The 22298-nt window shown below is 67.8% G+C and carries 19 protein-coding genes; 12 read left to right on the top strand and 7 right to left on the bottom strand.

The window, feature by feature from the left end; all coding sequences use genetic code 11:
• Nucleotides 1-66: 66 nt before the first annotated feature.
• Nucleotides 67-1968, bottom strand: a complete 1902-nt coding sequence (gene htpG, locus ABD022_RS00955; RefSeq protein ID WP_343819592.1) for a molecular chaperone HtpG — start codon at nt 1966-1968, stop codon at nt 67-69.
• Between the two features lie 99 nt (nt 1969-2067).
• Nucleotides 2068-3243 carry a mechanosensitive ion channel family protein gene (locus ABD022_RS00950; protein WP_325125539.1) on the bottom strand — a complete coding sequence of 392 codons (1176 nt, stop codon included), beginning with the start codon at nt 3241-3243 and terminating at the stop codon, nt 2068-2070.
• 187 nt (nt 3244-3430) lie between these two features.
• On the opposite strand from ABD022_RS00950, the gene ABD022_RS00945 reads away from it, so the two are divergent.
• A complete protein-coding gene (locus ABD022_RS00945) occupies nt 3431-5452 on the top strand; it encodes a methyl-accepting chemotaxis protein (protein ID WP_343819590.1) in 2022 nt (673 codons plus the stop codon).
• On the opposite strand, the gene ABD022_RS00940 is transcribed toward ABD022_RS00945, so the two are convergent.
• Nucleotides 5449-6078 (bottom strand): LysE/ArgO family amino acid transporter, encoded by a 630-nt coding sequence (locus tag ABD022_RS00940; RefSeq protein ID WP_325125535.1) that lies wholly within the window; start codon nt 6076-6078, stop codon nt 5449-5451. The genes ABD022_RS00945 and ABD022_RS00940 overlap by 4 nt on opposite strands.
• A 141-nt stretch (nt 6079-6219) precedes the next feature.
• On the opposite strand from ABD022_RS00940, the gene ABD022_RS00935 reads away from it, so the two are divergent.
• On the top strand, nt 6220-7164 hold the full coding sequence (locus ABD022_RS00935; protein WP_325125533.1) for a LysR family transcriptional regulator ArgP: 945 nt from the start codon (nt 6220-6222) through the stop codon (nt 7162-7164).
• A gap of 34 nt (nt 7165-7198) precedes the next feature.
• Here ABD022_RS00935 and ABD022_RS00930 read toward each other — a convergent pair whose 3' ends face one another.
• The 4 genes from ABD022_RS00930 to ABD022_RS00915 all read right to left on the bottom strand — a co-directional run bounded on the left by ABD022_RS00930 (nt 7199) and on the right by ABD022_RS00915 (nt 11719).
• Entirely contained in the window at nt 7199-8881 is a 1683-nt protein-coding gene (locus tag ABD022_RS00930) for a thiamine pyrophosphate-binding protein (protein ID WP_325125543.1), read from the bottom strand.
• Nucleotides 8882-8960: 79 nt separating this feature from the next.
• Complete coding sequence (locus ABD022_RS00925; protein ID WP_325125531.1) at nt 8961-9860, bottom strand: delta(1)-pyrroline-2-carboxylate reductase family protein; 900 nt, start codon at nt 9858-9860, stop codon at nt 8961-8963.
• 17 nt (nt 9861-9877) lie between these two features.
• On the bottom strand, nt 9878-10492 hold the full coding sequence (locus ABD022_RS00920; protein ID WP_325125529.1) for a helix-turn-helix domain-containing protein: 615 nt from the start codon (nt 10490-10492) through the stop codon (nt 9878-9880).
• Nucleotides 10493-10537: 45 nt separating this feature from the next.
• Nucleotides 10538-11719 carry an NAD(P)/FAD-dependent oxidoreductase gene (locus ABD022_RS00915; protein ID WP_343819588.1) on the bottom strand — a complete coding sequence of 394 codons (1182 nt, stop codon included), beginning with the start codon at nt 11717-11719 and terminating at the stop codon, nt 10538-10540.
• 210 nt (nt 11720-11929) lie between these two features.
• Between ABD022_RS00915 and amaB the strand changes: the two genes are divergently transcribed.
• The 10 genes from amaB to ABD022_RS00865 all read left to right on the top strand — a co-directional run bounded on the left by amaB (nt 11930) and on the right by ABD022_RS00865 (nt 21837).
• Nucleotides 11930-13426, top strand: a complete 1497-nt coding sequence (gene amaB / locus ABD022_RS00910) for an L-piperidine-6-carboxylate dehydrogenase (protein WP_343819587.1) — start codon at nt 11930-11932, stop codon at nt 13424-13426.
• Nucleotides 13427-13571: 145 nt separating this feature from the next.
• On the top strand, nt 13572-14603 hold the full coding sequence (locus tag ABD022_RS00905) for an extracellular solute-binding protein (protein WP_343819585.1): 1032 nt from the start codon (nt 13572-13574) through the stop codon (nt 14601-14603).
• A 50-nt stretch (nt 14604-14653) separates the two neighbouring features.
• Nucleotides 14654-16150 (top strand): ABC transporter permease, encoded by a 1497-nt coding sequence (locus tag ABD022_RS00900; RefSeq protein WP_343819583.1) that lies wholly within the window; start codon nt 14654-14656, stop codon nt 16148-16150.
• Between the two features lie 7 nt (nt 16151-16157).
• Nucleotides 16158-17192, top strand: a complete 1035-nt coding sequence (locus ABD022_RS00895) for an ABC transporter ATP-binding protein (protein WP_325125519.1) — start codon at nt 16158-16160, stop codon at nt 17190-17192.
• A gap of 95 nt (nt 17193-17287) precedes the next feature.
• Entirely contained in the window at nt 17288-17929 is a 642-nt protein-coding gene (locus ABD022_RS00890; protein ID WP_325125517.1) for a trimeric intracellular cation channel family protein, read from the top strand.
• A gap of 82 nt (nt 17930-18011) precedes the next feature.
• On the top strand, nt 18012-18623 hold the full coding sequence (locus ABD022_RS00885; RefSeq protein ID WP_325125515.1) for a LysE family translocator: 612 nt from the start codon (nt 18012-18014) through the stop codon (nt 18621-18623).
• A 35-nt stretch (nt 18624-18658) separates the two neighbouring features.
• Nucleotides 18659-19849, top strand: coding sequence for a coiled-coil domain-containing protein (locus ABD022_RS00880; protein WP_343819581.1), 1191 nt, complete (start codon nt 18659-18661; stop codon nt 19847-19849).
• Between the two features lie 73 nt (nt 19850-19922).
• Nucleotides 19923-20162 (top strand): helix-turn-helix domain-containing protein, encoded by a 240-nt coding sequence (locus ABD022_RS00875; protein WP_343819580.1) that lies wholly within the window; start codon nt 19923-19925, stop codon nt 20160-20162.
• Nucleotides 20163-20305: 143 nt separating this feature from the next.
• Nucleotides 20306-20617, top strand: a complete 312-nt coding sequence (locus ABD022_RS00870; protein WP_131863221.1) for a helix-turn-helix domain-containing protein — start codon at nt 20306-20308, stop codon at nt 20615-20617.
• Nucleotides 20614-21837: a type II toxin-antitoxin system HipA family toxin gene (locus tag ABD022_RS00865; RefSeq protein WP_343819578.1), complete on the top strand. Its 1224-nt coding sequence runs from the start codon at nt 20614-20616 to the stop codon at nt 21835-21837. The genes ABD022_RS00870 and ABD022_RS00865 overlap by 4 nt, the downstream gene beginning before the upstream one ends.
• Nucleotides 21838-22298 lie beyond the last annotated feature (461 nt).

Raw genomic sequence — 22298 nt, 5'->3', positions numbered from 1 at the left:
GGCCTGCATGCCGCTCGGATTCGTCTGGCACAAGACAGTCCGCAGGGGACTGTCCTGTGTCCCGCCTCATCCCAGCAGCAGTGCGTTCATGCGTTTGACGAAGGCGGCCGGGTCTTTCAGGGCGGCGCCTTCGGCCAGCATGGCCTGGTCCAGCAGCAGTTCGGCCCAGTCGCCGAACATCTCGTCGGACTGCGCCTCCAGGCGCTTGACCAGGGCGTGCTGCGGGTTCACTTCCAGGATCGGCTTGACCTCGGGGGCATCCTGGCCGGCGGCCTTCAGCATGCGCAGCAGGTGCGGGCTGAGTTCGTGCTCGTCCACGACCACGCAGGCCGGCGAATCCACCAGCCGGGCGGTGACGCGCACTTCCTTCACGCGCTCGCCCAGGGCCGTCTTCAGGCGCTCGATGGTGGGCTTGAAGGCCTCGGCGGCCTCGGCCTGCTGCTTCTTTTCTTCTTCGTCGGCCAGGGCGTCCAGGTCCAAGCCGCCCTTGGCGACCGAGGCGAGCGGCTTGCCGTCGAATTCACGCAGGTAGGACAGCATCCATTCGTCCACGCGGTCGGACAGCAGCAGGACTTCAAGCCCCTTGCGGCGGAACACTTCCAGGTGCGGGCTGTGCGCGGCGGCGGCGTAGGAATCGGCGCTCAGGTAGTAGATCTTGTCCTGGCCTTCCTTCATGCGGCCGACATAGTCGGCCAGCGACACGGTCTGCGCCGGGCTGTCGGACTGGGTGGTCGCAAAGCGCAGCAGGCCGGCGATGCGGTCCTTGTTGGCGGGGTCTTCGCCCACGCCTTCCTTCAGCACCTGGCCGAACTGGGTCCAGAATTCCGCGTAGGCTTCGGGCTGGTCCTTGGCCAGGTCTTCCAGCAGGCCCAGGATGCGCTTGGCGGACCCGTCGCGGATGGCGCGCACGTCGCGGCTTTCCTGCAGGATCTCGCGCGAGACGTTCAGCGGCAGGTCGGCAGAATCGACCACGCCGCGCACGAAGCGCAGGTAGGCCGGCAGCAACTGGTCGGCGTCATCCATGATGAAGACGCGCTTGACGTACAGCTTCACGCCCCGGCGCGCGTCGCGGTCCCACAGGTCGAAAGGCGCGCGCTTGGGCACGTACAGCAGCTGGGTGTATTCGCTGCGGCCCTCGACGCGGTTGTGCGTCCAGGCCAGCGGGTCTTCGTAGTCGTGGGCGACGTGCTTGTAGAACTCTTTGTACTGCTCGTCGGTGATGTCGGACTTGGCGCGGGTCCACAGGGCATTGGCCTGGTTGACGGTTTCCCATTCGTCCGTGGTCACCTGCTCGGATTTTTCCGCATCCCACTCTTCCTTCTTCATCTGGATGGGCAGGGAGATGTGGTCGGAATAGCGGCGCAGGATCTCGCGCAGTTTCCAGCCCGACAGGAACTCGTCTTCTTCTGCGCGCAAGGTCAGGGTGACGGATGTGCCGCGCGCTTCGCGCTCGATCGCGGATACGGAGAATTCGCCCTGGCCGTCGGATTCCCAGAGCACGCCTTCGGATGCCGGCAGGCCCGCGCGGCGGCTGCGCACGGCGACCTTTTCGGCAACGATGAAGGAAGAATAGAAACCCACGCCGAACTGGCCGATCAGCTGGGCGTCCTTCTGCTTGTCGCCGGTCAGCTGGGAAAAGAATTCGCGCGTGCCGGACCGGGCGATGGTGCCCAGGTTGGCGATCGCCTCGTCGCGCGACAGGCCGATGCCGTTGTCGGTGATGGTGACGGTGCGGGCGGCCTTGTCGAACTCGACGCGGATGCGCAGGTCGGAATCGCCTTCGAGCAGTTCCGGATGGTCGATGGCCTCGAAGCGCAGCTTGTCGCAGGCGTCGGAGGCGTTGGACACGAGTTCGCGCAGGAAGATTTCCTTGTTGCTGTACAGGGAGTGGATCATCAGGTGCAGCAACTGCTTGACTTCGGCCTGGAAACCCAGGGTTTCAGCCGTCTTGGTGTCGGTTTCGCTCATGATTCGGGGATTCGAAGGTTTTTCGGGATTGCGTGGCGCCCCGCGCGGCGCGCCGGCGGGGCGGACTGCAGGATCATGTGGGGCCGGCCGCGGGGGTTTTCAAGACCCGGCCGAGGGCAGCGGCGGCGGCATCGGCGGCAGGGTGCCGCCCGTCTCGGGCCCGCCCGCCGGATGAGCGGGAGCCCGCAGCTGCGGCATTTCGACCGTGGAGGCCGGGCCGGTCATGCGCGCGCCGTGGCTGCGGATGATGTCGGCGATCTTCAGCAGCACGTCTTCCTGGGTGTCCATGTAGTCGTTGTAGTCGGTGCTGACCGTGAAGGCATACAGGGACAGCTTCAGGGAAAAGGTGCCGCAGCTGCTGAAGTTGAAGGCGAAGAAATCGTGCTTCACGCCGGGATGCGCGCGCAGCATGGCCCGCACGTCGGCGACGATGGCCGGCACGGCATCGATGTCGGCATAGCGGATGTGGATGTCCTCCATGATGCGGCGGCTGGTCATGCGGGTGTGGTTGATGACCGGCTGGGTGTTGAACATGGCGTTGGGCACGTAGAAGGGCTTGCAGTCGAAGCCGATCAGGCGCGTGGCGCGCCAGCCGATGTGCTCCACCCCGCCCATCAGTTCGGTGCCGGGGATGATGATGTATTCGCCGACCTTGAACGGTCGGCTGGCGAAGATCGTGAGCCCGCCCAGCAGGTTGGCCACCAGGCTCTGCGCGGCAAAGCCCACCGCGATGCCGCCCATGCCGCCAAAGGCCAGCAGGCCGGCGATGGAAAAGCCCAGCGCCTGCATCATCATCAGGATGGCCGTGATGACGATGGACGCCTTGGTCAGCTTGCCGATGGCATCGGCGGCCGTGGGGTCGAGCTCTCGCCCATGCTCGCGCGCCCGCAGCAGCAGGTTGTCCTGGATGCGGTTGACCGCGCGCAGCAGCAGCCACATCACCACCAGGATCACCCCGACGTCGCGGATCGGCCCCAGGCCGTGCGCCAGCAGGGAATCCTTGGCGAACGCCTGGTCGGACTGGCTCAGCAGGATCTGGCCGGCCATCGAGATGCCGAGCACCCAGACCAGCATCTGCGCCGGCACGGACGCGCCCGCCAGCAGGCCATGCCCCCAGGCATGCCGCACCGGATGCAGGCGGCGGGCAAGGCGGTCCAGCACGAACCGCACGGCGGCTCCGGCCACGAGCGCCCCCAGGACGGCTGAAAAAACCAGGATGGCGATCCGCCATTCTGCGTAGATCGCCGACGATTGTTCGAGAAATGAAGAGATCAAGCCGTGAAGCTCCGTGTTGCGGTAAAAGACCCTTCCAGTGTATCGGCCGGCCCGCCGGTCCTTCAAACCATGCAAGCCGCGAATAGTCCTCATTTGTTTCCAGATATCACAGAATAGAGCGCGATCCGCTAAGGTTATCCTCCAGGAAAAGAACAACATCCCAGCATCCTCCTGCAGGAGACAAACCATGTCCGGACGACGCACGAGCCCTGCCGCGGGCCGCATGGCACGCGCCACACTCGGCACCCAACTGTTCATCGCCGCCACCCTGATCACCATCCTGGTGATGGCGGCCCTGGCTTCGATCATCACCTGGCAGAGCCGGCAGACGGCGATCGACAATGTCAGCGACGCCAACCGCTACGGGCTGCAAAGCTACGACCGCACCCTGCAGCTGATCTACGACATCGCCCGCAAGCGCAGCGAATCCCTGTACCCGGTGCTGATCCGCTACATGAGCGGCGAACCCAAGCCCACCGGCCAGGTCGAGAACGGCATGCCGGTCTTCAAATCGTCCGGCATGCCCATCAACGGCGACCAGGACCTGATGCGCAGCGTCACCGGCATGTCGGCCGAGGTCTACGCCCGCGCCGACAAGGGCTGGACGCTCATCGCCAGCGCCTACCAGGACCAGCAGGACCACGCCCCGGGCCAGGTCCTGGCACCGGACGCGCGCATCGCCCAGGCCCTGGAATCGGGTGAAATCACGCACTTTCCCGGCCTGGTCGGGGGGAAATGGCACCTGATCACGGTGAACCCGCTCAAGGACGGCGGCAAGGTCTACGGCGGGATCGTCGACTACCTGGACATCAGCGCCCAGATCGACCCCGTGCTGAAGGACCTGACCGAGACCAAGCTGGCCGAATACGGCCAGCTGTTCGTGCTGCGGCCGACCGCCGATCGCAAGGACTGGATCCGCGTCGCCGGCACTTTCGGCAAGCCGGGCGACCTGCTCAGCGCCGGCAATCCGCCGGCCGATTTCGCCGCCATGGACCAGGCCTTCCAGTCGGCACCGGACGGGGTGACGCGCGTCACGGTCAAAGGCGAGGAAATCTTCCTGGCCTGGCGGGCGGTGCCCAACTGGGGCTGGCTGATGTACGGCTTCGGCAGCGTCGACGACTACCTGGCCGAAAGCACCCGCGAAATGTGGATCCAGCTGGGCGTGATGCTGCTGGGCACGCTGCTGATTTCCCTGCTGATCCGCCAGCTGGCCCGGCGCACGCTGCGGCCCGTGCACGATGTGGTGGTGGGCATGCAGCGGCTGGGCGCCGGCGACCTGACCCACGAAATCCCCGACAGCCCGGCCGGCAGCCGCAACGAAGTGCACCAGCTGCTGGACAGCCTGCGCAGCACCCGGCAGGCCCTGCGCAACATGATCCGCGAAGTGCGCCACAGCGTGGGCGAGATCCACACGGGCGCGCGCGAGATCGCCGTGGGCAACGCAGACCTGTCCAGCCGCACCGAAGAGCAGGCCGCCTCGCTGCAGGAAACGGCCGCCAGCATGGAAGAACTGGCCTCGACGGTACGCCAGAACGCCGACAATGCCCGTCAGGCCGACACGCTGGCCGCGGGGGCCTCGCAGACCGCCCACCAGGGCGAACAGGCCGTCCACGGCATGGTGGACACGATGAAGCGCATCGCCGAAAGCTCGGCGCGCATCACCGACATCATCGGCGTGATCGACAGCATTGCCTTCCAGACCAACATCCTGGCCCTGAACGCGGCCGTCGAGGCCGCGCGCGCCGGCGAGGAAGGCCGCGGCTTCGCCGTGGTGGCCGGCGAGGTGCGCGCCCTGGCCCAGCGATCCGCCGAGGCCGCGCGCGAGATCAAGGCGCTGATCGAAACCTCGTCCAAGGAAGTCGAATCCGGCACCCGCCAGGCGGGCGACGCGGGCGCCACCATGCAGGAAGTGCTGGCGGCGGTCGATCGGGTGACGCACATCATGAGCGAAATTGCCTCGGCCTCCAACGAGCAGTCCACCGGCATCGACCAGGTGAACCAGGCGGTCACGCAGATGGATCAGGTCACGCAGCAGAATGCCGCGCTGGTCGAGCAGGCGGCAGCCGCCGCCGATTCCCTGAGGGAGCAGGCCGACCGGCTGGCCGGCACCGTGGCGGTGTTCCAGATCGGTGAAACCGAAACGGAAGCCCCGGCCCCGGGCCAGCCCCCCGCGCTCGGCCACGCGGCCGTGCCGCGCCTGCCCGCCTAAGGCAGCAGGCGCCAGGCCAGCAGGAACATCACGGCGGCGATGGAGCCGTCCAGCCAGCGCCAGGCCCGGGGATCACGGAACAAGGGGGCACACAGCCGCGATCCCAGGCCCAGCGCCGTCAGCCACAGCACGCTGGCGGTGAGCGCCCCGGCGGCAAAACCGAAACGGGCATCGGCGAACCCGTGGGCGATCGAGCCCAGCACCATCATGTCCAACCAGAAATGCGGGTTCAGCAGGGTGAAGCCCACCGCCCCCAGCAGGGCGGCGCGGCGCGAGGACACCGCGGCCTGATCGGCGCGAGGGCCGGCGGCCGGTTTCCAGGCCCGGCGCGCCGACTGCAGGCCGTACCACGTCAGGAACACGACCCCGCACCACTGCACGATGCCCGCCAGCCCGGGCAGCCAGGCCGTCAGGGCCTGCAGCCCCGATACGCTGCCAAAGATGAAGAAGGCGTCGATCAGGGCGCACACCAGCAGGATCGCGCTCAGGTGCGCCCGGGCGATGCCCTGGCGCAGGATGAAGGTGCTTTGCGCGCCCACCACCGCGAACATGCCCAGGCCCGTCAGCGTCCCGCTGGTCCAGGCGGCGACCAGAGGCGAAACGGAAGGAAGGGCGGCGGCGAACATCGTGGGCTCCTGAAGGGTGAACGAGCCTCATTGTCGGCAAAGGTCGATATAAAATACAGCTAATTTATTTAAATCTGATTTAGCTGTACTTAATCAACCGATCCGGTGTCCCGCCGGATGCCGGCTACCGGACGCACCGCCATGCAACTGGATCACGACAACCTGCGCGCCCTGGCCGCCGTGGTGCGCGAAGGCAGCTTCGAACGGGCCGCCGCGGCCCTGCACGTCACCCCCTCGGCCGTATCCCAGCGCATCAAGACGCTGGAGTCGCGCATGGGCCGGCTGCTGGTCCTGCGCACCATCCCGGCGCAGCCCACGGACGACGGCCGCATCCTGGTGCGCCTGGCCGAACAGGCCGCGCTGCTGGAACACGAGGCCCTGGACCACCTGGGCATGGGCGAAGACCGCCCCGCGCCCAGCCTGCGCATCGCCGTCAACCACGACAGCCTGGAAACCTGGTTCATCGAGGCGGCCACCCGCTACGCGGAGCAGACCCGCACGACGCTGGACCTGATCTCGGAAGACCAGGACCACACCGCCGCCCTGCTGCGCAACGGCAGCGTGCTGGCGGCGGTCACCACGCTGGGCGATCCGGTGCAGGGCTGCCGGGTGCATGCACTGGGCCGCATGCGCTACGTGGCCACCTGCACGCCGGCTTTCCACGCCCGTCATTTCGCCCGCGGCGTCACGCCCGAAGCCCTGGCGCGCGCGCCGGTCCTGGTCTTCAACCGCAAGGACGACCTGCAGGCGCAGTTCGCGCGCGGGGTGATGGGCGACATGCCCTGGCAGCCGCCCACCTGGTGGGTGCCCTCGTCCCACGCATTCGTCTCGGCCACCCTGGCCGGGCTGGGCTGGACCATGAATCCGCTGCCCATGGTCCGCGAGGCGCTGGACGATGGCCGGCTGGTGCCCCTGCGGGCACGCGCCTGGCAGGACGTGCCGCTGTACTGGCAGCACTGGCGCACCGGATCGCACACCATGGAGCGGCTGACATCGGCCGTGCTGAAGGCCGCCCGCGCCCTGGTGCGGCCGGCCCGCACGGCGGCCCCCGCGGCGCCGGAAGCCACCGGGCCGGCCGCGGGCTGAATCCCGCCCCGGCCGCCCCCGAATCCGGCGGCCGTCAGGCGCCCTGGCGCAGGCGGCTCAGGGTGGTCGTCGGGGTGATGGCTTCCGGGTCCAGCAGGCAGTGCAGGATGGATGGCAGGCCGCTGTCCAGGGCGCGGCGCAGGGCCGGGGCGAAGTCTTCCGTCTGCTCGACGCGTTCGCCATGGCCGCCGAAAGCGCGCGCATAGGCCGCGAAATCGGGATTGCGCAGCGCGGTCGCCGACACCCGGCCGGGATAGCGCCGTTCCTGGTGCATCCGGATGGTGCCGAACATGCCGTTGTCGATCAGGATCACCAGGATCGGCAGGCCGTACTGGACCGCCGTGGCGAATTCCTGGCCGTGCATCATGAAGCAGCCGTCGCCGGCCAGGCACACCACCCTGCGGTCCTGGTAGATGCGCTGGGCGGCCACCGCCGCGGGCAGGCCATAGCCCATCGAGCCCGACGTGGGCGCCAGCTGGGTGCCGTAGGCCCGGAAGCGGTAGAAGCGGTGCAGCCAGGTGGCGTAGTTGCCGGCCCCGTTGGTCAGGATGGCGTCTTCGGGCAGCACGGCGTTCAGATGCGCCATCACTTGCCCCATCTGCAGGGCGCCCGGATGCTCGATGAGCGACGGGTCGCTCCATTCCTGGCGCTGCGCATGCAATTGCTCGCAGCGCCGGCGGCGCGCCGGCGTGGCCGTGGGCGCCAGGGGTTCGATGGCGCGCACCCAGGTCCCGGGCGCGCATGCCAGAGCGATGTCCGCCTGGTAGACACGATTGAGCTCGCCGACGTCGGGATGCACGTGAACCAGCGTCTGGGACGGGTTCGGCACATCCAGCAGTGTATAGCCTTGGCTGGGGATTTCGGACAAGCGCCCGCCCACGGCCAGGATCAGGTCGGATTCGCGGATCGCATCCAGCAGCCGGGGATCGGCGCCCAGGCCCAGGTCGCCGATGAAGCAGGGGTGGTCCACCGGGCACAGCATCTGGCGGCGGAACTGCACCGCCACCGGCAGGGCGTGGCGTTCCGCGAAGGCGCCAAAGGCCTGCACGGACCGGGCGTCCCAGCAGCTGCCGCCCAGGATCGCCAGGGGCCGTGCCGCATCCGCCAGGCGGTCGGCCAGGGCCTGGATCTGCGCGGCCGGGGGCAGGGTCTCGGGCACATGGCAGGGCCGCGCATCGGCGACCGTGACGGTTTCGCTCAGCATGTCTTCCGGCAAGGCCAGCACCACCGGCCCGGGCCGCCCGGACAGCGCCACATGAAAGGCGCGCGACAGGTATTCGGGGATGCGCTCCGCCTGGTCGATCTCGGCGGCCCACTTGACCTGCGAGCCGAACACGGCGCGGTAATCCATTTCCTGGAAGGCCTCGCGGTCTCGCATCGCCCGGTCGATCTGCCCGACCAGCAGGATCATGGGGGTGGAATCCTGGGATGCCACGTGCACCCCCGCGTAGGCATTGGCGGCCCCCGGCGCCCGGGTCACCAGGCAGATTCCCGGCCGGCCGGTCAGCTTGCCGTAGGCTTCGGCCATGATCGCGGCCCCGCCTTCCTGGCGGCAGACCGTGACCTGGATGTCGGCATCGACCAGGCCGTCGAGCACGGGCAGATAGCTTTCCCCGGGCACGCAGAAGACGTGATCCACCCCCTGGAGACGCAGCTGATCCACCAGGACGTGCCCGGCGAGCCGGGGCGCCGGACGGGCGGATGCCCGCGGCGCCATGCCGACGAGATCGTGTCCGGCCCGCCTCTGGAAGGCCGGGCTTGCGCTGTGACGCGTGGTCATGAAACGGATTCCTTTCTCAAGAATGATCAAAATGCAGGGCGCAGCGCGCGGCGGCCAGATCCCAGGCCGCGCAGCCGACGGACTTGAAGACGGCCGCGGCTTCGGGCGGCCCGGCGGCCAGGAGGTCGGCCAGGGACCGCACGCGGGACCAGTCCACGCCCGCCTGCAGGTAGTCGCCCGCCTCGTGCCGGGCGCCTTCGGGATCGTCGACGAACAGCTGGCTGCCCGCCAGGGTGCGTGCGCCGATCTCGGCCAGATCGTGGCGGTAGGCCCCCACGCCGATCACCAGCCGGCCGGTGGCCGCGGGCTGGTCGTAGACCGGCGTGGCGCTGGTCGTGGCCGTGATCACCACATCGGCCGCCGGATCCACTGCGCCAGCCGGCCGGACCCGGTCGCTGCCGAAGGACGGAGCGAATGTCTCGGCCCGGCCCGGCGCGTGGCCGATCACGTCCACCCGTGTGTCCGGGTACAGGTCGAGCAAGGCGCGGACGTGCCCCGCCGCCTGGGTGCCGGTGCCGAACACGGCCGCATGGCGGGGCCCACCGGGCAGCAGCCGGCTCAGGGCCAGCATGGATACCGCCGCCGTGCGCCGCGCCGTGACGGTCGGCCCGTCCAGCTGCATGCGCAGCCGGCCGGTCAGGCCGTCGTAGACGGAGACCACGCCGTTGATCGTCGGCAGCCCGAGCGCGCGGTTGTCCGGCGCGACGTTGACCAGCTTATGGATGCCGACGTCGGCCGCCGTGGCCGGCATGGACAGCATGACCGCGCCATGCGGAAACGGCACGGCCTGCCGGGCGGGCGCGCACAGGCGGCCTGCCGCCATGTCGTCCGCCGCCCGGGCGATTTCCCGCATCAGTTCGGGAAACGGCAGCAGTGCCGCCGTCCCGGCGGCGTCGCGAAACCGCGCGTCGTTCATGCGTTTTTCCTTTTCAGTCATTGGTCTTCCCGATCCACCGTGGTCAATTCCCCGGGCGCGGTGCTGACCCAGAGCACCCGCGCCTCGGATGCTCCCCTGTTGATGATCCGGTGGCCCATCCGGCTGTCGATGTAGAAGCTGTCCCCGGGCCGCAGGATCTCGGGCTGGTAGAACTCGGTGTGCAGCTCGATCTCGCCTTCCAGGACATAGACGAATTCTTCCCCTTCGTGGCGGCTCCAGCCTTCGTCGGCCCCGACCGCCCAGGCCTTGATGCGGGAATCGAAGGGCATCATGCGCTTGTGCGACAGCTGGGAGCACAGTAGCCGCAAGCGATACATGGGCGTTTCATGGACCTCGCCCTGCCCGGCCCGCTCGATGCTGCGCCGCCCCGCGCCCATGTGCTCGCGCGCAGGCACGAACAGCTCGGCCACGTCCACGCCCAGGCCGTGGGCCAGGCGCAGCAGCACATCGTACGTGGGAGACATCAGGCCGTTCTCGATCTTCGACCAGGCCGATGCCGATACGCCGCTGGCGCACCCCGCCTGCCCCTGGGTCCAGCCGCGCTGCAGGCGCAACGATTTCAGGCGCTCGGCCAGGGCGGACTGGCGTTCCTTGACTGCGTCGATGATCAATTCTCCATCCTGTTCGGTGCGGGAGAGGCCGGGCCCGGGCCCGGCCTATACCACGTTCTTTTCAATGATCGGCCTGCCTTCCAGGATGCGGCGCCAGCCCAGCCGGGCAAGATCCAGCGTACGGTATCCGCCATGCACGATCAATTCGGACAGCGCCCGGCCGACGGCCGGCGCCTGCTGCATGCCATGGCCGCTGAAGCCATTGGCGAAATACAGGTTGTCCAGGTCGGGGTGCGGGCCCAGGATCACGTTCCGGTCGATCAGGTTCATGTCGTAATGCCCCGCCCAGCTGTGCACGCAGCGCAAGGCCTCGAAGGCCGGCACGCGCTGCGCCAGCAGGGGCCAGAGTACGTCCTCGAACAACGCATGCTGCACGTCGAAATCGAAGCACTCGGGATCCTGGTCCGGCGGCGGGGCGATGCCGGTGATGAACCCCTGCCCCTCGGGGCGGAAATAGGCCCCGCTGGGATCGATCACCATCGGGCACCCCGGCAGCTGCTCGGGGCACTGCACGTAGAAGACGCTGCGCTTGCGGGCCTGCACCGGCAGGTCGATGCCCGCCAGGCGCGCCAGGGCCGCCGCCCCGACGCCGGCGGCATTGACCAGCGCGCCGCATGCCAGCGCCTGCCCATCGTCCAGCCGCACCCCGGTCACGCGCGCGCCGGCGCGGTCGATGCCCGTCACCCGCCGCGGCAGGTATACGGCGCCCTGCGCGATGGCCTTGTGCCGCAGCCCCTGCAGCATGCCATAGGCATCCAGCCAGCCTTCGCCGCTGAGGCCCAGCGCCCCGGCCGCCAGGTCGTCCACCCGCAGCCAGGGAAACCGCGCCCGCAGGGCGTCGGCATCCAGCAGGGCGATGTCCGCGCCCTCGCGCCGCTGCAGGGCATGGTTGTCCCGCAAGACGGGCAGGCCGGCGGGCGTGGCCAGGAACAGGTAGCCGCCCTCGTGGAACGCCGGGTCGGGCCGGACGCCGTCCACGGCCAGGGTATCGGCGAAAGCGCGCAGGAACGCCGTGCCGAAGAGCGACATGCGGATGTTTTCTTCCGTCGAGAACTGATGGCGGATCGATGCCGCCGACAGGGCGGTGGCGCAATGCTGATAGGTGGGATCGGGTTCGGCCACGGCGACCGAGCCCTTGAAATCCGGATCCGCCGTCAGGAAATAGGCGACGGCGCTGCCGACGGCCGCGCCCCCGGCGATCACGACATCGAACTGCGTCTGCGACATCCTGCGGCACTCCCTCGCCCCTGCCCGGCACTATTCTGGAAGCAATCCCGGCCCATTTCCCTAGGCATTTTCCCTAGAAGCAAAAATTTTCCCATCGGAAATACGCGTGATATCCTGGCCTGGGGAACCCCGGATGCGGCCAGCCCGGCGGTTCCCGGACATTGACCCCGGCGCGCCGCCCGGTCGGCGCGCCCAGCCCGGAGCCCCATCATGGACACCCAGGATCTTCTGCGCTCTTTCGGACTGGATGCCGGCACGCTTCAGGCAGGCGGCCTTCAGGTCCGTTCACCCATCGACGGCGCCCTCCTGGCCAGCCTGCGTCCGCACGACGCAGACGACGCGCGGCGCATGATCGCCAGGGCACACGAGGCTTTCCTGGCCTGGCGCCAGGTGCCCGCGCCGCGCCGCGGCGAACTGGTGCGCCTGCTGGGCGAAGAACTGCGCGCCCACAAGCAGTCGCTGGGCCGGCTGGTCTCCCTGGAAGCCGGCAAGATCTCCGCCGAAGGCGAAGGCGAGGTCCAGGAAATGATCGACATCTGCGACTTCGCCGTCGGCCTGTCGCGGCAGCTGCACGGCCTGACCATCGCATCCGAGCGCCCCGGCCACCGCATGATGGAAACCTGGCATCCCCTGGGCGTGGTGGGCGTGATTTCGGCCTTCAACTTCCCGGTGGCGGTCTGGTCCTGGAACGCGGCCCTGGCCCTGGTCTGCGGCGACCCGGTCGTCTGGAAGCCTTCGGAAAAGACACCGCTGACGGCGCTTGCCTGCCAGGCCCTGTTCCGGCGTGCCCTGGACCGCTTCGGCGATGCGCCCGATGGCCTGCTGCACGTGCTGATCGGGGCCCGCGAGCCGGGCGAGGCGCTGGTCGACGACCCCCGGGTGGCACTGGTCTCGGCCACCGGCTCCACGCGCATGGGCCGCGAGGTCGGCCCGCGCGTGGCCCGGCGCTTCGGCCGCTGCCTGCTGGAACTGGGCGGCAACAACGCCATCATCGTGGCGCCATCGGCCGACCTGGACATGGCCGCGCGCGGCATCCTGTTCGGCGCCATCGGCACGGCCGGACAGCGCTGCACCACCACGCGCCGCCTGATCGTCCATGAATCGGTGGCCGACGCCCTGCTGGCGCGGCTGCGAGCCGCCTATGCAAGCGCCACGGTGGGCAATCCGCTGGACCCCGGCACACTGGTCGGGCCGCTGATCGACCAGGCCGCCTACGAGGCCATGCAGGCGGCCCTGGATCAGGCCCGCGCCCAGGGCGGCACGATCACGGGCGGCGAGCGCCTGCTGGCCGACATCCACCCCGGCGCCTGGTATGTCCGCCCCGCCCTGGCCGAAATGCCCGGGCAGTCGGACATCGTGCGCCACGAGACCTTCGCCCCGATCCTGTACATCCTGCGCTACCGCGAATTCGACGAGGCCCTGGCGCTGCACAACGACGTCCCGCAGGGTCTGTCGTCGGCGATCTTCACCACCGACCTGCGCGAAGCCGAGATCTTCCTCGGCGCCACGGGATCGGACTGCGGCATCGCCAACGTCAACATCGGCACTTCAGGTGCGGAGATCGGCGGGGCCTTCGGCGGCGAGAAAGAAACCGGCGGCGGGCGCGAGTCCGGGTCCGACGCCTGGAAGGCCTACATGCGCCGCGCCACCAACACCATCAACTATTCCCGCGAACTGCCGCTGGCGCAGGGCATCCGCTTCGGATGAACCGGCATCGTCGCCAGCCCCGGCGGCGGAAATAAAAGCCCTGCATCCACTGCGCCAGAACCATGCCGCTCAGCAAACCGTAAGGATAATCGTTCTTGTTTGTCCTAAAATTACGGGATTCGCTCATTCCTCCAAGGCACACTCCATGAAGAACACCTCTCGCCGCAGCTTCCTGCGCAACGGGTTCCTGCTGGGCGCCGGCACGCTGCTCGGCGCTCCCGCCCTGCGCGGCGCCTACGCGGCGGATGCCGCCACCCTGACCCTGTACAACGGCCAGCACGCCAAGACCACGCAAAAGCTGGTGGAAGCATTCACCCAGGCCACCGGCATCCGGGTCGAGATCCGCAAGGGCAGCAGCACCCAGCTGGCCAACCAGATCATCGAGGAAGGCGACCGTTCGCCCGCCGACGTGTTCTATGCCGAGGAAAGCCCCCCGGTCGCCGCCCTGGCCGACAAAGGCCTGCTGGCGCCGCTGTCCAAGGACACACTGGGCCAGGTCATCCCCGGCTACACGGCCGGCGACGGCACCTGGATCGGCGTGACCGCGCGTTGCCGCGCCACAGTCTACAACCGGGACATGGTCCAGGAGTCCGAATTGCCCGCCTCGGTGCTGGACATGGCCACGGCCGCCTGGAAGGACCGGGTCGGCTTCGTGCCCACCAGCGGCGCTTTCCAGGAACAGCTCATCGCCATCAAGCTGCTCAAGGGCCGCGACGCCGCGTTGAACTGGCTCAAGGGCCTGACGCAGTACGGCCGCATCTACAACGGCAACATGGCCGCCATGCGCGCCGTGGAACGCGGCGAAATCGCGACGGCCCTGGTCAACAACTACTACTGGTACATCATGGCCAACGAAGTCGGCGCCGACAAGATCAGATCCGGCCTGCACTACGCTGGTCCCCGGGACCCGGGCGGCCTGATCACGGTCTCGGCCGCAGGCATCCTGAAAACCGCACGTAACCGGGATGCGGCCCGGAAACTGCTGGCCTTCATGGTCAGCCAGGCGGGCCAGGAGGCCATCGCCGGCACCGTGGCCGAATACCCGCTGCGCCCCGGCGTGAAATCGCCCTTCGACCTCAAGCCCTTCGATACGTTGAATCCGCCGCCCGTCAGTCCTGCCGACCTGGGCGACGCCGCCGACGCCCTGGCCCTGCGCCGCGAAGCCGGTCTGGCGTGACGATCCGTGGCCGAACCTCGGGTCGGCGAGGGCCCCTGAGGGCCGGCTGGATGGCGGGCGCCGCATTGGCGCCCGTCGCCCTGGTGGCGTTGCCCCTGCTGTACGTGGCCGTGCGGGCCTGGCAATCCGGCCTGTCGGGCATTCGCGACGAGCTGTTCCGCGCCCGCACGGCCGAACTCCTCGCCAATACAGTGATCCTGGCGTTCGGCGTCATGGTCCTGGCCGCCCTGATCGGACTGGCGGTGGCCTGGTGCGTGGAGCGCAGCGACCTGCCCGGCCGGCACTGGTGGCGCGTCGCCGCCGGATTGCCGCTGGCCGTGCCCGCCTTCGTCTCCAGCTATGCCTGGTCCTCTCTCGGGCTTGCGTTCCAGAACCTGGGCGGCGCGATCTTCATCCTGGCCCTGTCCACCTACCCGCTGGTCTACCTGCCCGTGGCCGCGGCCCTGCGCGGCGCCGATCCGGGCTGCGAAGACGTGGCCCGGTCGCTCGGCCACGGCCCCTGGCGGACTTTCGTCCATGCCCTGCTGCCCCAGCTGCTGCCCGCCCTGGGCGGAGGATCGCTGCTGGTGCTGACGCACATGTTCGCCGAATTCGGTGCGCTCGCGCTGCTGCGCGTGCAGACCTTCACCACCGCCATCTTCGAATCCTACGAGCTGCAGTTCGACAGCGCCTCGGCCGCCCTGCAGTCGATCGTGCTGATGCTGCTATGCATTCCGGCCGCCTGGGCGGAAATGCGCCTGCGCGGACGCCGGCGCCTCGCCCGGACGGGCCGCGGCAGCGCACGCGCCGCGCGGCCCGTCCGGCTGGGCCGCGCCGCCACGCCCATCCTGGCGGCTTTCGGCCTGCTGGGGCTGCTGTCCCTGGGCGTCCCCCTGGCCACCCTGGCCTACTGGCTGGCACAGGGGCGGTCCGTCGGCGCCGGGTACGAGCAGATCGGTCCTGCCATCCAGGGCACCCTGGGCCTGGCTCTTTCAGGCGCGGTCCTGACCAGCCTGCTGGCCATCCCCCTGGTGCTGCTGTCCGTGCGCCACCGGGGCCGGCTGGCCCAGCTGGCCGAACGACTGCCCTACATCGTGCACGGCCTGCCCGGCGTCGTCGTGGCCCTGGCGCTGGTCTTCCTGTCCATCCGCCTGATCCCGTCTCTATACCAGGGGCTGGGCGTCCTGCTGGCCGCCTACGCGATCCTGTTCCTGCCCCTGGCGCAATCGTCGCTGCGCGCCTCGGCCGAACTGGTGCCGCCACAATTCGAGGCAGTCGCCCGCAGCCTGGGACGGCGCCCCTTCCAGGTCTTCGTCTCGGTCGTGCTGCCCACCATGGCTCCCGGCATCGGCGCAGCCCTGGCGCTGATGATGCTGGAGATCGTCCGCGAACTGACCGCCACGCTGATGCTCGCCCCCACCGGCACGGTCACGCTGGCCACCGAGGTCTGGTCCTACACGGCCGACGCCGAATACGCGGCCGCCGCGCCGTTCGCGGCCCTGCTGGTGCTGGTGTCCATCCTGCCGGTCTGGATCTTCACCCGCCGCATGCTGCATCACAGAAGCTGAATCCGCCATGAGCCACATCACCATCGCCGACCTGCACAAGCACTACGGCGCCACCGAAGTCCTGCGCGGCGTCGAACTGCGCATCCCCCAGGGATCCGTGCTGGCCCTGCTGGGGCCTTCCGGCTGCGGCAAGACGACCCTGCTGCGCCTGATCGCCGGCTTCGAACCGCTGGAGCAGGGCCGCATCGCCTTCGGCGAACACGTCATGGCTTCGCCGACGGTCTTCGTGCCGCCCGAGCGCCGGGGCATCGGCTACGTCCCCCAGGAAGGCACCCTGTTTCCCCACCTGACCGTGGAGGGCAACATCCGCTTCGGCCTGCCCCGCCACGCCGACCGGCGCCGCCGGATCGCCGAAGTCCTGGCCCTGACGGGCCTGGACGGCCTGGGCCGGCGCTATCCGCACGAACTGTCCGGCGGCCAGCAACAGCGCGTCGCCCTGGCCCGGGCACTGGCGCCGGACCCGGCCCTGGTGCTGCTGGACGAGCCCTTCAACGCGCTGGACCTGGACCTGCGCCGCAGCATGTGCGAAGACGTGATCGGCGTGCTGCGCGGCACGGGGACCACGGCGATCCTGGTGACCCACGACCCGGGCGAAGCCTTTGCCGTCTCCGACCAGTTGGCCGTCATGCAAGGTGGCGTCATCATGCAATGTGCCCACCCGGAAACCGTCTACTGGCAGCCCGCCAGCCCGGCCGTGGCCCGGTTGACCGGAGCGGCGATCTTCCTGCCCGGACAGTGCAGGGCGCGATCCGCATCCTGTGCGCTGGGGGCGCTGCCCCTGCACCAGAATGCCACTCCCCCGGACGGCGCGGTCGTCGTCATGGTGCGGCCGGAACAGGTGCAGTGGCAGGCCGACGGCCCCGGCGTACCCGCCCGGGTCGTCCATCGATCATTCCGGGGCGACCATACCCTGGTCGGCCTGGCCTTGGGCGACATGCGCCTGGATCTGCGCATGCCCTCGCTGTCGGCACCGCCGCTGGACGCCCACGGCAGCATCCGCATCCTGGGCGCCTGCATGGCCTGGCCGGAACCGGCGGCCTGACCCGGCATCCGCCACCCCATTGCATCGGCCTCGTCGAACCGATACGCTGCACCCTGCCGGCCGCGCATGCGCGGCCATCCTCCTGGAGTCTTCCCTTGTCCAGCAGCCCGATCACCAACGAACTCCTGCACGCACTGTTCATCGTGGCCATCGCCGCCGAAGCCATGACCGCCGCGCTCGCGGCCGGACGCCGCGAAATGGACTGGCTGGGCGTATGCCTGCTGGGTTGCATCACCGCGCTGGGCGGCGGTTCGGTGCGCGACCTGCTGCTGGATCACCACCCCCTGTCCTGGGTCGCCCATCCGTCCTATCTGCTGATCACCGGCGGCGCTGCCCTGGTCACCATCGCGCTGGCCCGCTTCATCCACCCGCTGCGGCACCTGTTCCTGTTCCTGGACGCCGTCGGCCTGGTGGTCTTCACCGTGATCGGCTGCGACATCGCGCTGGGCCTGGGCCTGCCCTGGAGCATCGCCATCGTCTCGGGCATGATCACGGGCTGCGTGGGCGGCGTGCTGCGCGACGTGCTGTGCAACGAAGTCCCGCTGCTGTTCCGCGCCGAACTCTACGCCACGGTATCCATCGTCACGGGCGCCCTGTACGTCGGCGGCCTGGCGCTCGAACTGCACCAGGAAACTGTCACGGGCGGCGCGCTGGCGATCGGCCTGGCGCTGCGGCTGCTTGCCCTGCGCTTCGGCTGGAGCATGCCGAAATTCGTCTACACCAAAGACCTGCACTGACACGGCCGGTGCCGTCAGATAGGCCGGCCGCCGCGTTTGCGCGATAATCGAAAACCTCTTCCTTCCTGTGCCCGGGGTCGCCATGTTCCTGCATACCCTGCTGCTCGTCCTGACAATCCATGCCGTGGCGCTGGTGTCGCCCGGCCCCGACTTCGCCATCGTCACCCGCCTGTCCATCGTGTCCGGCCGGCGCGCGGGCCTGTGGGCCGCGGCTGGCGTCGCCAGCGCCATCGGCGTCTACACCCTGGTCAGCCTGCTGGGCCTGACCCTGGTGCTGGCCGCCCTGCCCGGCCTGTCGCGCGCCCTGTCCATCGCCGGCGCGCTCTACCTGATGTGGCTGGGCATCCAGTGCCTGCGGTCCAAGGGCCACATGCCCGAGGCGGGCTCCAACGCCCTGGGCGGCCGCCGCGCCTACGTGACCGGGTTCTTCACCAACCTGCTCAATCCCAAGGCCATGCTGTATTTCGGCTCCATCCTGTCCCAGGCAGTCACCCCCGACCTGGGCGGCGCGCACCTGGCCGTGGTCTGGACCCTGCTGGTGGCGGAATCCCTGCTGTGGTTCGCACTGGTGGCCACGCTGTTCTCGGCCCCGCGCATGCTGCAATGGCTGCGCACCCGCCTGCGCTGGTTCGACCGGGCCATCGGCGTGGTGCTGCTGGGCCTGGCGGCCAAGGTCGGCAGCTCGGGCATGTAGCCGCCGGATCGGCTCCGGCCGCGCAGGGTCAGCGGGTGCTGACCCGCACGCTGCGCCTGGACAAACTGCGCTCCAGCGAGGTCAAGGACTATCTGCTGCAGATTTTCCGGCGCGATCTGCCGGATGCCAGCATCGACTTCAAGGCGGAATGGGACAAGGCGTTTGCCGACCTCAACGCCGAACGCAGCCAGTACCTGGCCGCCGTGCGGCTGCAAGCCACCTTGAACGAACTGGAACAAAAGCAGGAAGCCCGCCTGGTGTTGCGCGGCAAATTGCTGTGCTGGCGCCCCTTGATCGACGCGGCACTGAGCCAGTGGCAGCAGCATTACGAGACCTGCCAGCAAATTTTGCAGCATGAGTTGGCACAGTGCGAAGTCGAGCTAACCCGCCTGCGCGAACAGGACATGCAGGCCGCACGCGAGCAGAATCAATGCGAGCTGGAACAAAAGCAGCTCCGCCAGCAAAGCGAACAATTGCGCGCCTTGCAGCAGCGTTTTGCCTTGATCCCCGACCGCGCCCTGCTGGAAGCGCGCCGGCGCGAGCTGCAGGAACAACGGGATGCGCTGGTGGTACGGATCGGCCAGGCCCAGAGCCGCACGCCTGCGGCCATCGAGCGCGAGCTGGCCCGGATCGAACGGGAATCCGCGCAGCTGGCTCAGGAGTTGCGCACCCAGGGGCAGAACCTCTATCAGCAACTGGCCGGCGTCGTATCTACGGAACAACTCAACGCGCTGAACAAGGTGCTGGCCAAGCCGGTATCCGTTGAAGAGGGCGTTGAGCCTGGCACACCAGGTTTCCGCCGCCCGACGGCTCATGGGAAAGCTGAGCAGTGGTTGTTGCGGATCGGCGGTTTGCAGCTCGACGGCGAAGTCCTTGGCGCGTACCGTGCGCTCGAAGGTCGGCACGCTCATGCCGCTGGCGTTGACCTGACGGCTGCCGCCGTTCATCTCCATGCTCTCGACCTCGCGCCAGGTCATCTGCCACCGGTCAACAGCCCCCAAAGCGATGTCTGTGACAGGCGCGCAGGCCCCACGCCGACCATCGCCAGAACAAAAATCAGCGTAAGACCAGCGGCAGCGAGACCTGAAAGCCCAGCCACCGGAACAGCCAATCCTGCGACCGCCCCGACCCCGGCAGTCTTCCAGACGCTTGCCATACGTCATCACCTTCATGTTGTTACTCATAGAGGTCATTCTATGGCGCTTGCATTCAATTGTCACTTATAGTGCGGGTACTTATCGGGCGTAGCCCTATAGAGGGGGTACTCATAGAGTCATTTCTCTTTAAGAAGAGAGAAATATGGCCCTTGATCCCCGACTACGCTTCGGCCTGAAGCTGATAGAAATCAGAAAGACCAGAGGGTGGTCGCAAGAACGCCTGGCACTGGAAAGTGGCTTGGCGCGCAGCTATCTGGGGGGTGTTGAGCGTGGGCAACGCAACATCGCCTTACTCAACATCTTCAAGCTGGCCGAGGCGCTGGGGGTGGAGGCTTCAGTACTGCTGGAGGCACCGGCTGCCGGACAGGAGCCTGCACCGTAACATCGTAGCGTTACGTTATCGTAGCGTTACGATGGTCACTGCCTGTCGCTCGCGGCAGCTATCGCGGCCATGTGCTTTCAATGGCAAATAAAGTTCACTATAATGGCACTTATGCAATTTATTTGGCGTTAAGGGTCATATAAGTGACTTTTCATCTCTCGACTTCCGCCGAAATCCTGCACGCGCTGGGTGTTCGTCTGCGCGAGCAGCGGCTTGCCCAGTCGCTTACGCAGCGTGAACTGGCACAAATGGCCGGACTGTCCCTGGGGGCGTTGCGCAAACTCGAAAGCGACGGCCAGTGCTCGCTGGAAACGCTGGTCCGCGTCGCGCAGGCGCTTGGCTTGCAGGAGGCGCTGGACGATCTCTTTGTGCTCAAACGGCAATCCATCGCCCAGATGGAACAAGTAGACCTTGTCAGCCGCCGCCAGCGTGCGCCGCGCAAGAGAACATCATGAAGCTGCTTACCGTGCATTATTGCGGCTGGGGAGAAGACTGGCCGTTGGGACGCCTGGCCGATGACGGTCAATCCCTGCTCTTCGAATATTCTCCCGAAGCCCTGTCTCAGGGCTTGGAACTGTCGCCCTTGCACCTCAAGCTGCGTGCGGATGCCTACGGAAGTTTTCCGACCCATTTGCATCGCCTTCCGGGCCTGATCGCCGACAGTCTGCCTGACGGCTGGGGTTTGCTGCTGATGGATCGCCTGTTCCGTCAGCACGGCTTGCGCCATCCCGGGCCGCTCGACCGGCTGGCCTTCATTGGTGAGCGCGCCATGGGCGCGTTACGCTTCGTTCCGGCAAGCGACGCCGGCGCCCGGGAGCCCGACTGGTCCTTGCTGGCGCTGGCCGAACAAAGTCGTCTCGCGCTCGCGGGCGAGGCGGGGGCAGCCCTGCGCGAGCTCGCGCTCACCGGCGGCTCGCCGCAAGGGGCTCGCCCCAAGGCCTTGGTGCAGTACGACGCAGCGACCGGACAAGTCAGCACCCGTCCGGATGCGCCTGGCTGTCCCTGGCTGGTCAAGTTCCCGGCGCAGAACGAACACAAAGAGGTTTGCGTCATCGAGCAGCTCTATGCCGAGTTGGCTCGGGATTGCGGACTGGATGTGCCCGAAAGTCGTTGGTTCGACCTTGGCCCCGAACTGGCCGCCTTCGGCGTCGCGCGCTTCGACCGGGAGGGAGGGCAACGCGTCCCGGTGCACAGTCTGGCTGGATTGTTGCAAGTGGATTTTCGCCTGCCCGGTGCCACCGACTATACCGCCTTCCTGCGGGCTACCCGTTTCCTGACGCGCGACGAGCGCGAAGTGGAGAAAGCCTACGCACGAGCCGTCTTCAATGTGCTTTTCCACAACCGTGACGACCATCCCAAGAATTTCGCGTGGCGTCTCGGGCCTGACCGGCGCTGGCGTCTGGCTCCGGCATTCGACCTGACCTTCAGCGAAGGCCCGATGGGCCAGCATCACCTGGACGTTTGCGGCGAAGGTGCTGCCATCGAACGCCGGCATTTATTGCGTCTGGCGGAGGAAGGTGGCGTCCCAAGGAAACGGGCGGAAGAGGTCATCGAGCGGATGTTGCTGCAGGCAAGCTCATTAGGTGAGCGATTTGAGCGTGCTCCGATTAGGCAGATGTTGGCGCAGCAGATAACATCCACCATTGATGCCTGTCGCAGGCGCCTGGAAAGTTGAATCCGAGCCGGCGCAACGGCGCCAGATCAGGGTTGAACGTACTCAATGCTGAGTTTTTTGAGTACAAACATGAGTATATTTTTTAATGGAGCAGCATGGTGAACTGTTCATTCAATGACTTGCAGTCACAATCGCTGTTCAACGTCTGACGATTTTTGCTGGATCTCGGTGGCACTCAGCAGCGCTTGGTGGACGGATTGGCCCATTTGAAATCAATGGGTTTCGTAAACAATACGGTCTGCTGAGCGTTCCTATTGTTCATCGAGGGCCGGAAAATTCGAGGGTGGCGTTGGGGGTACTCGTGTTCAACCGTGGGGGTACATCTCCCCGCTGGGGAGTCCAACGGTGCCCACGTGGAAAGCAACAAGGTGCGGGCGACCTTTTCCTTTTCAGGATAGGGCCGTTGTCCCTTGAGTGCCGTTCCCTTGCCGTTTGCCTTTGTCCTGAGTTGGGCCTGGGAA

Origin of the sequence: Castellaniella daejeonensis (assembly GCF_039523555.1) — a bacterium.
Classification (GTDB): domain Bacteria; phylum Pseudomonadota; class Gammaproteobacteria; order Burkholderiales; family Burkholderiaceae_B; genus Castellaniella; species Castellaniella daejeonensis.
Note: the sequence above shows the minus strand (reverse complement) of the source record. Positions and strands in the feature narration are given on the sequence as shown.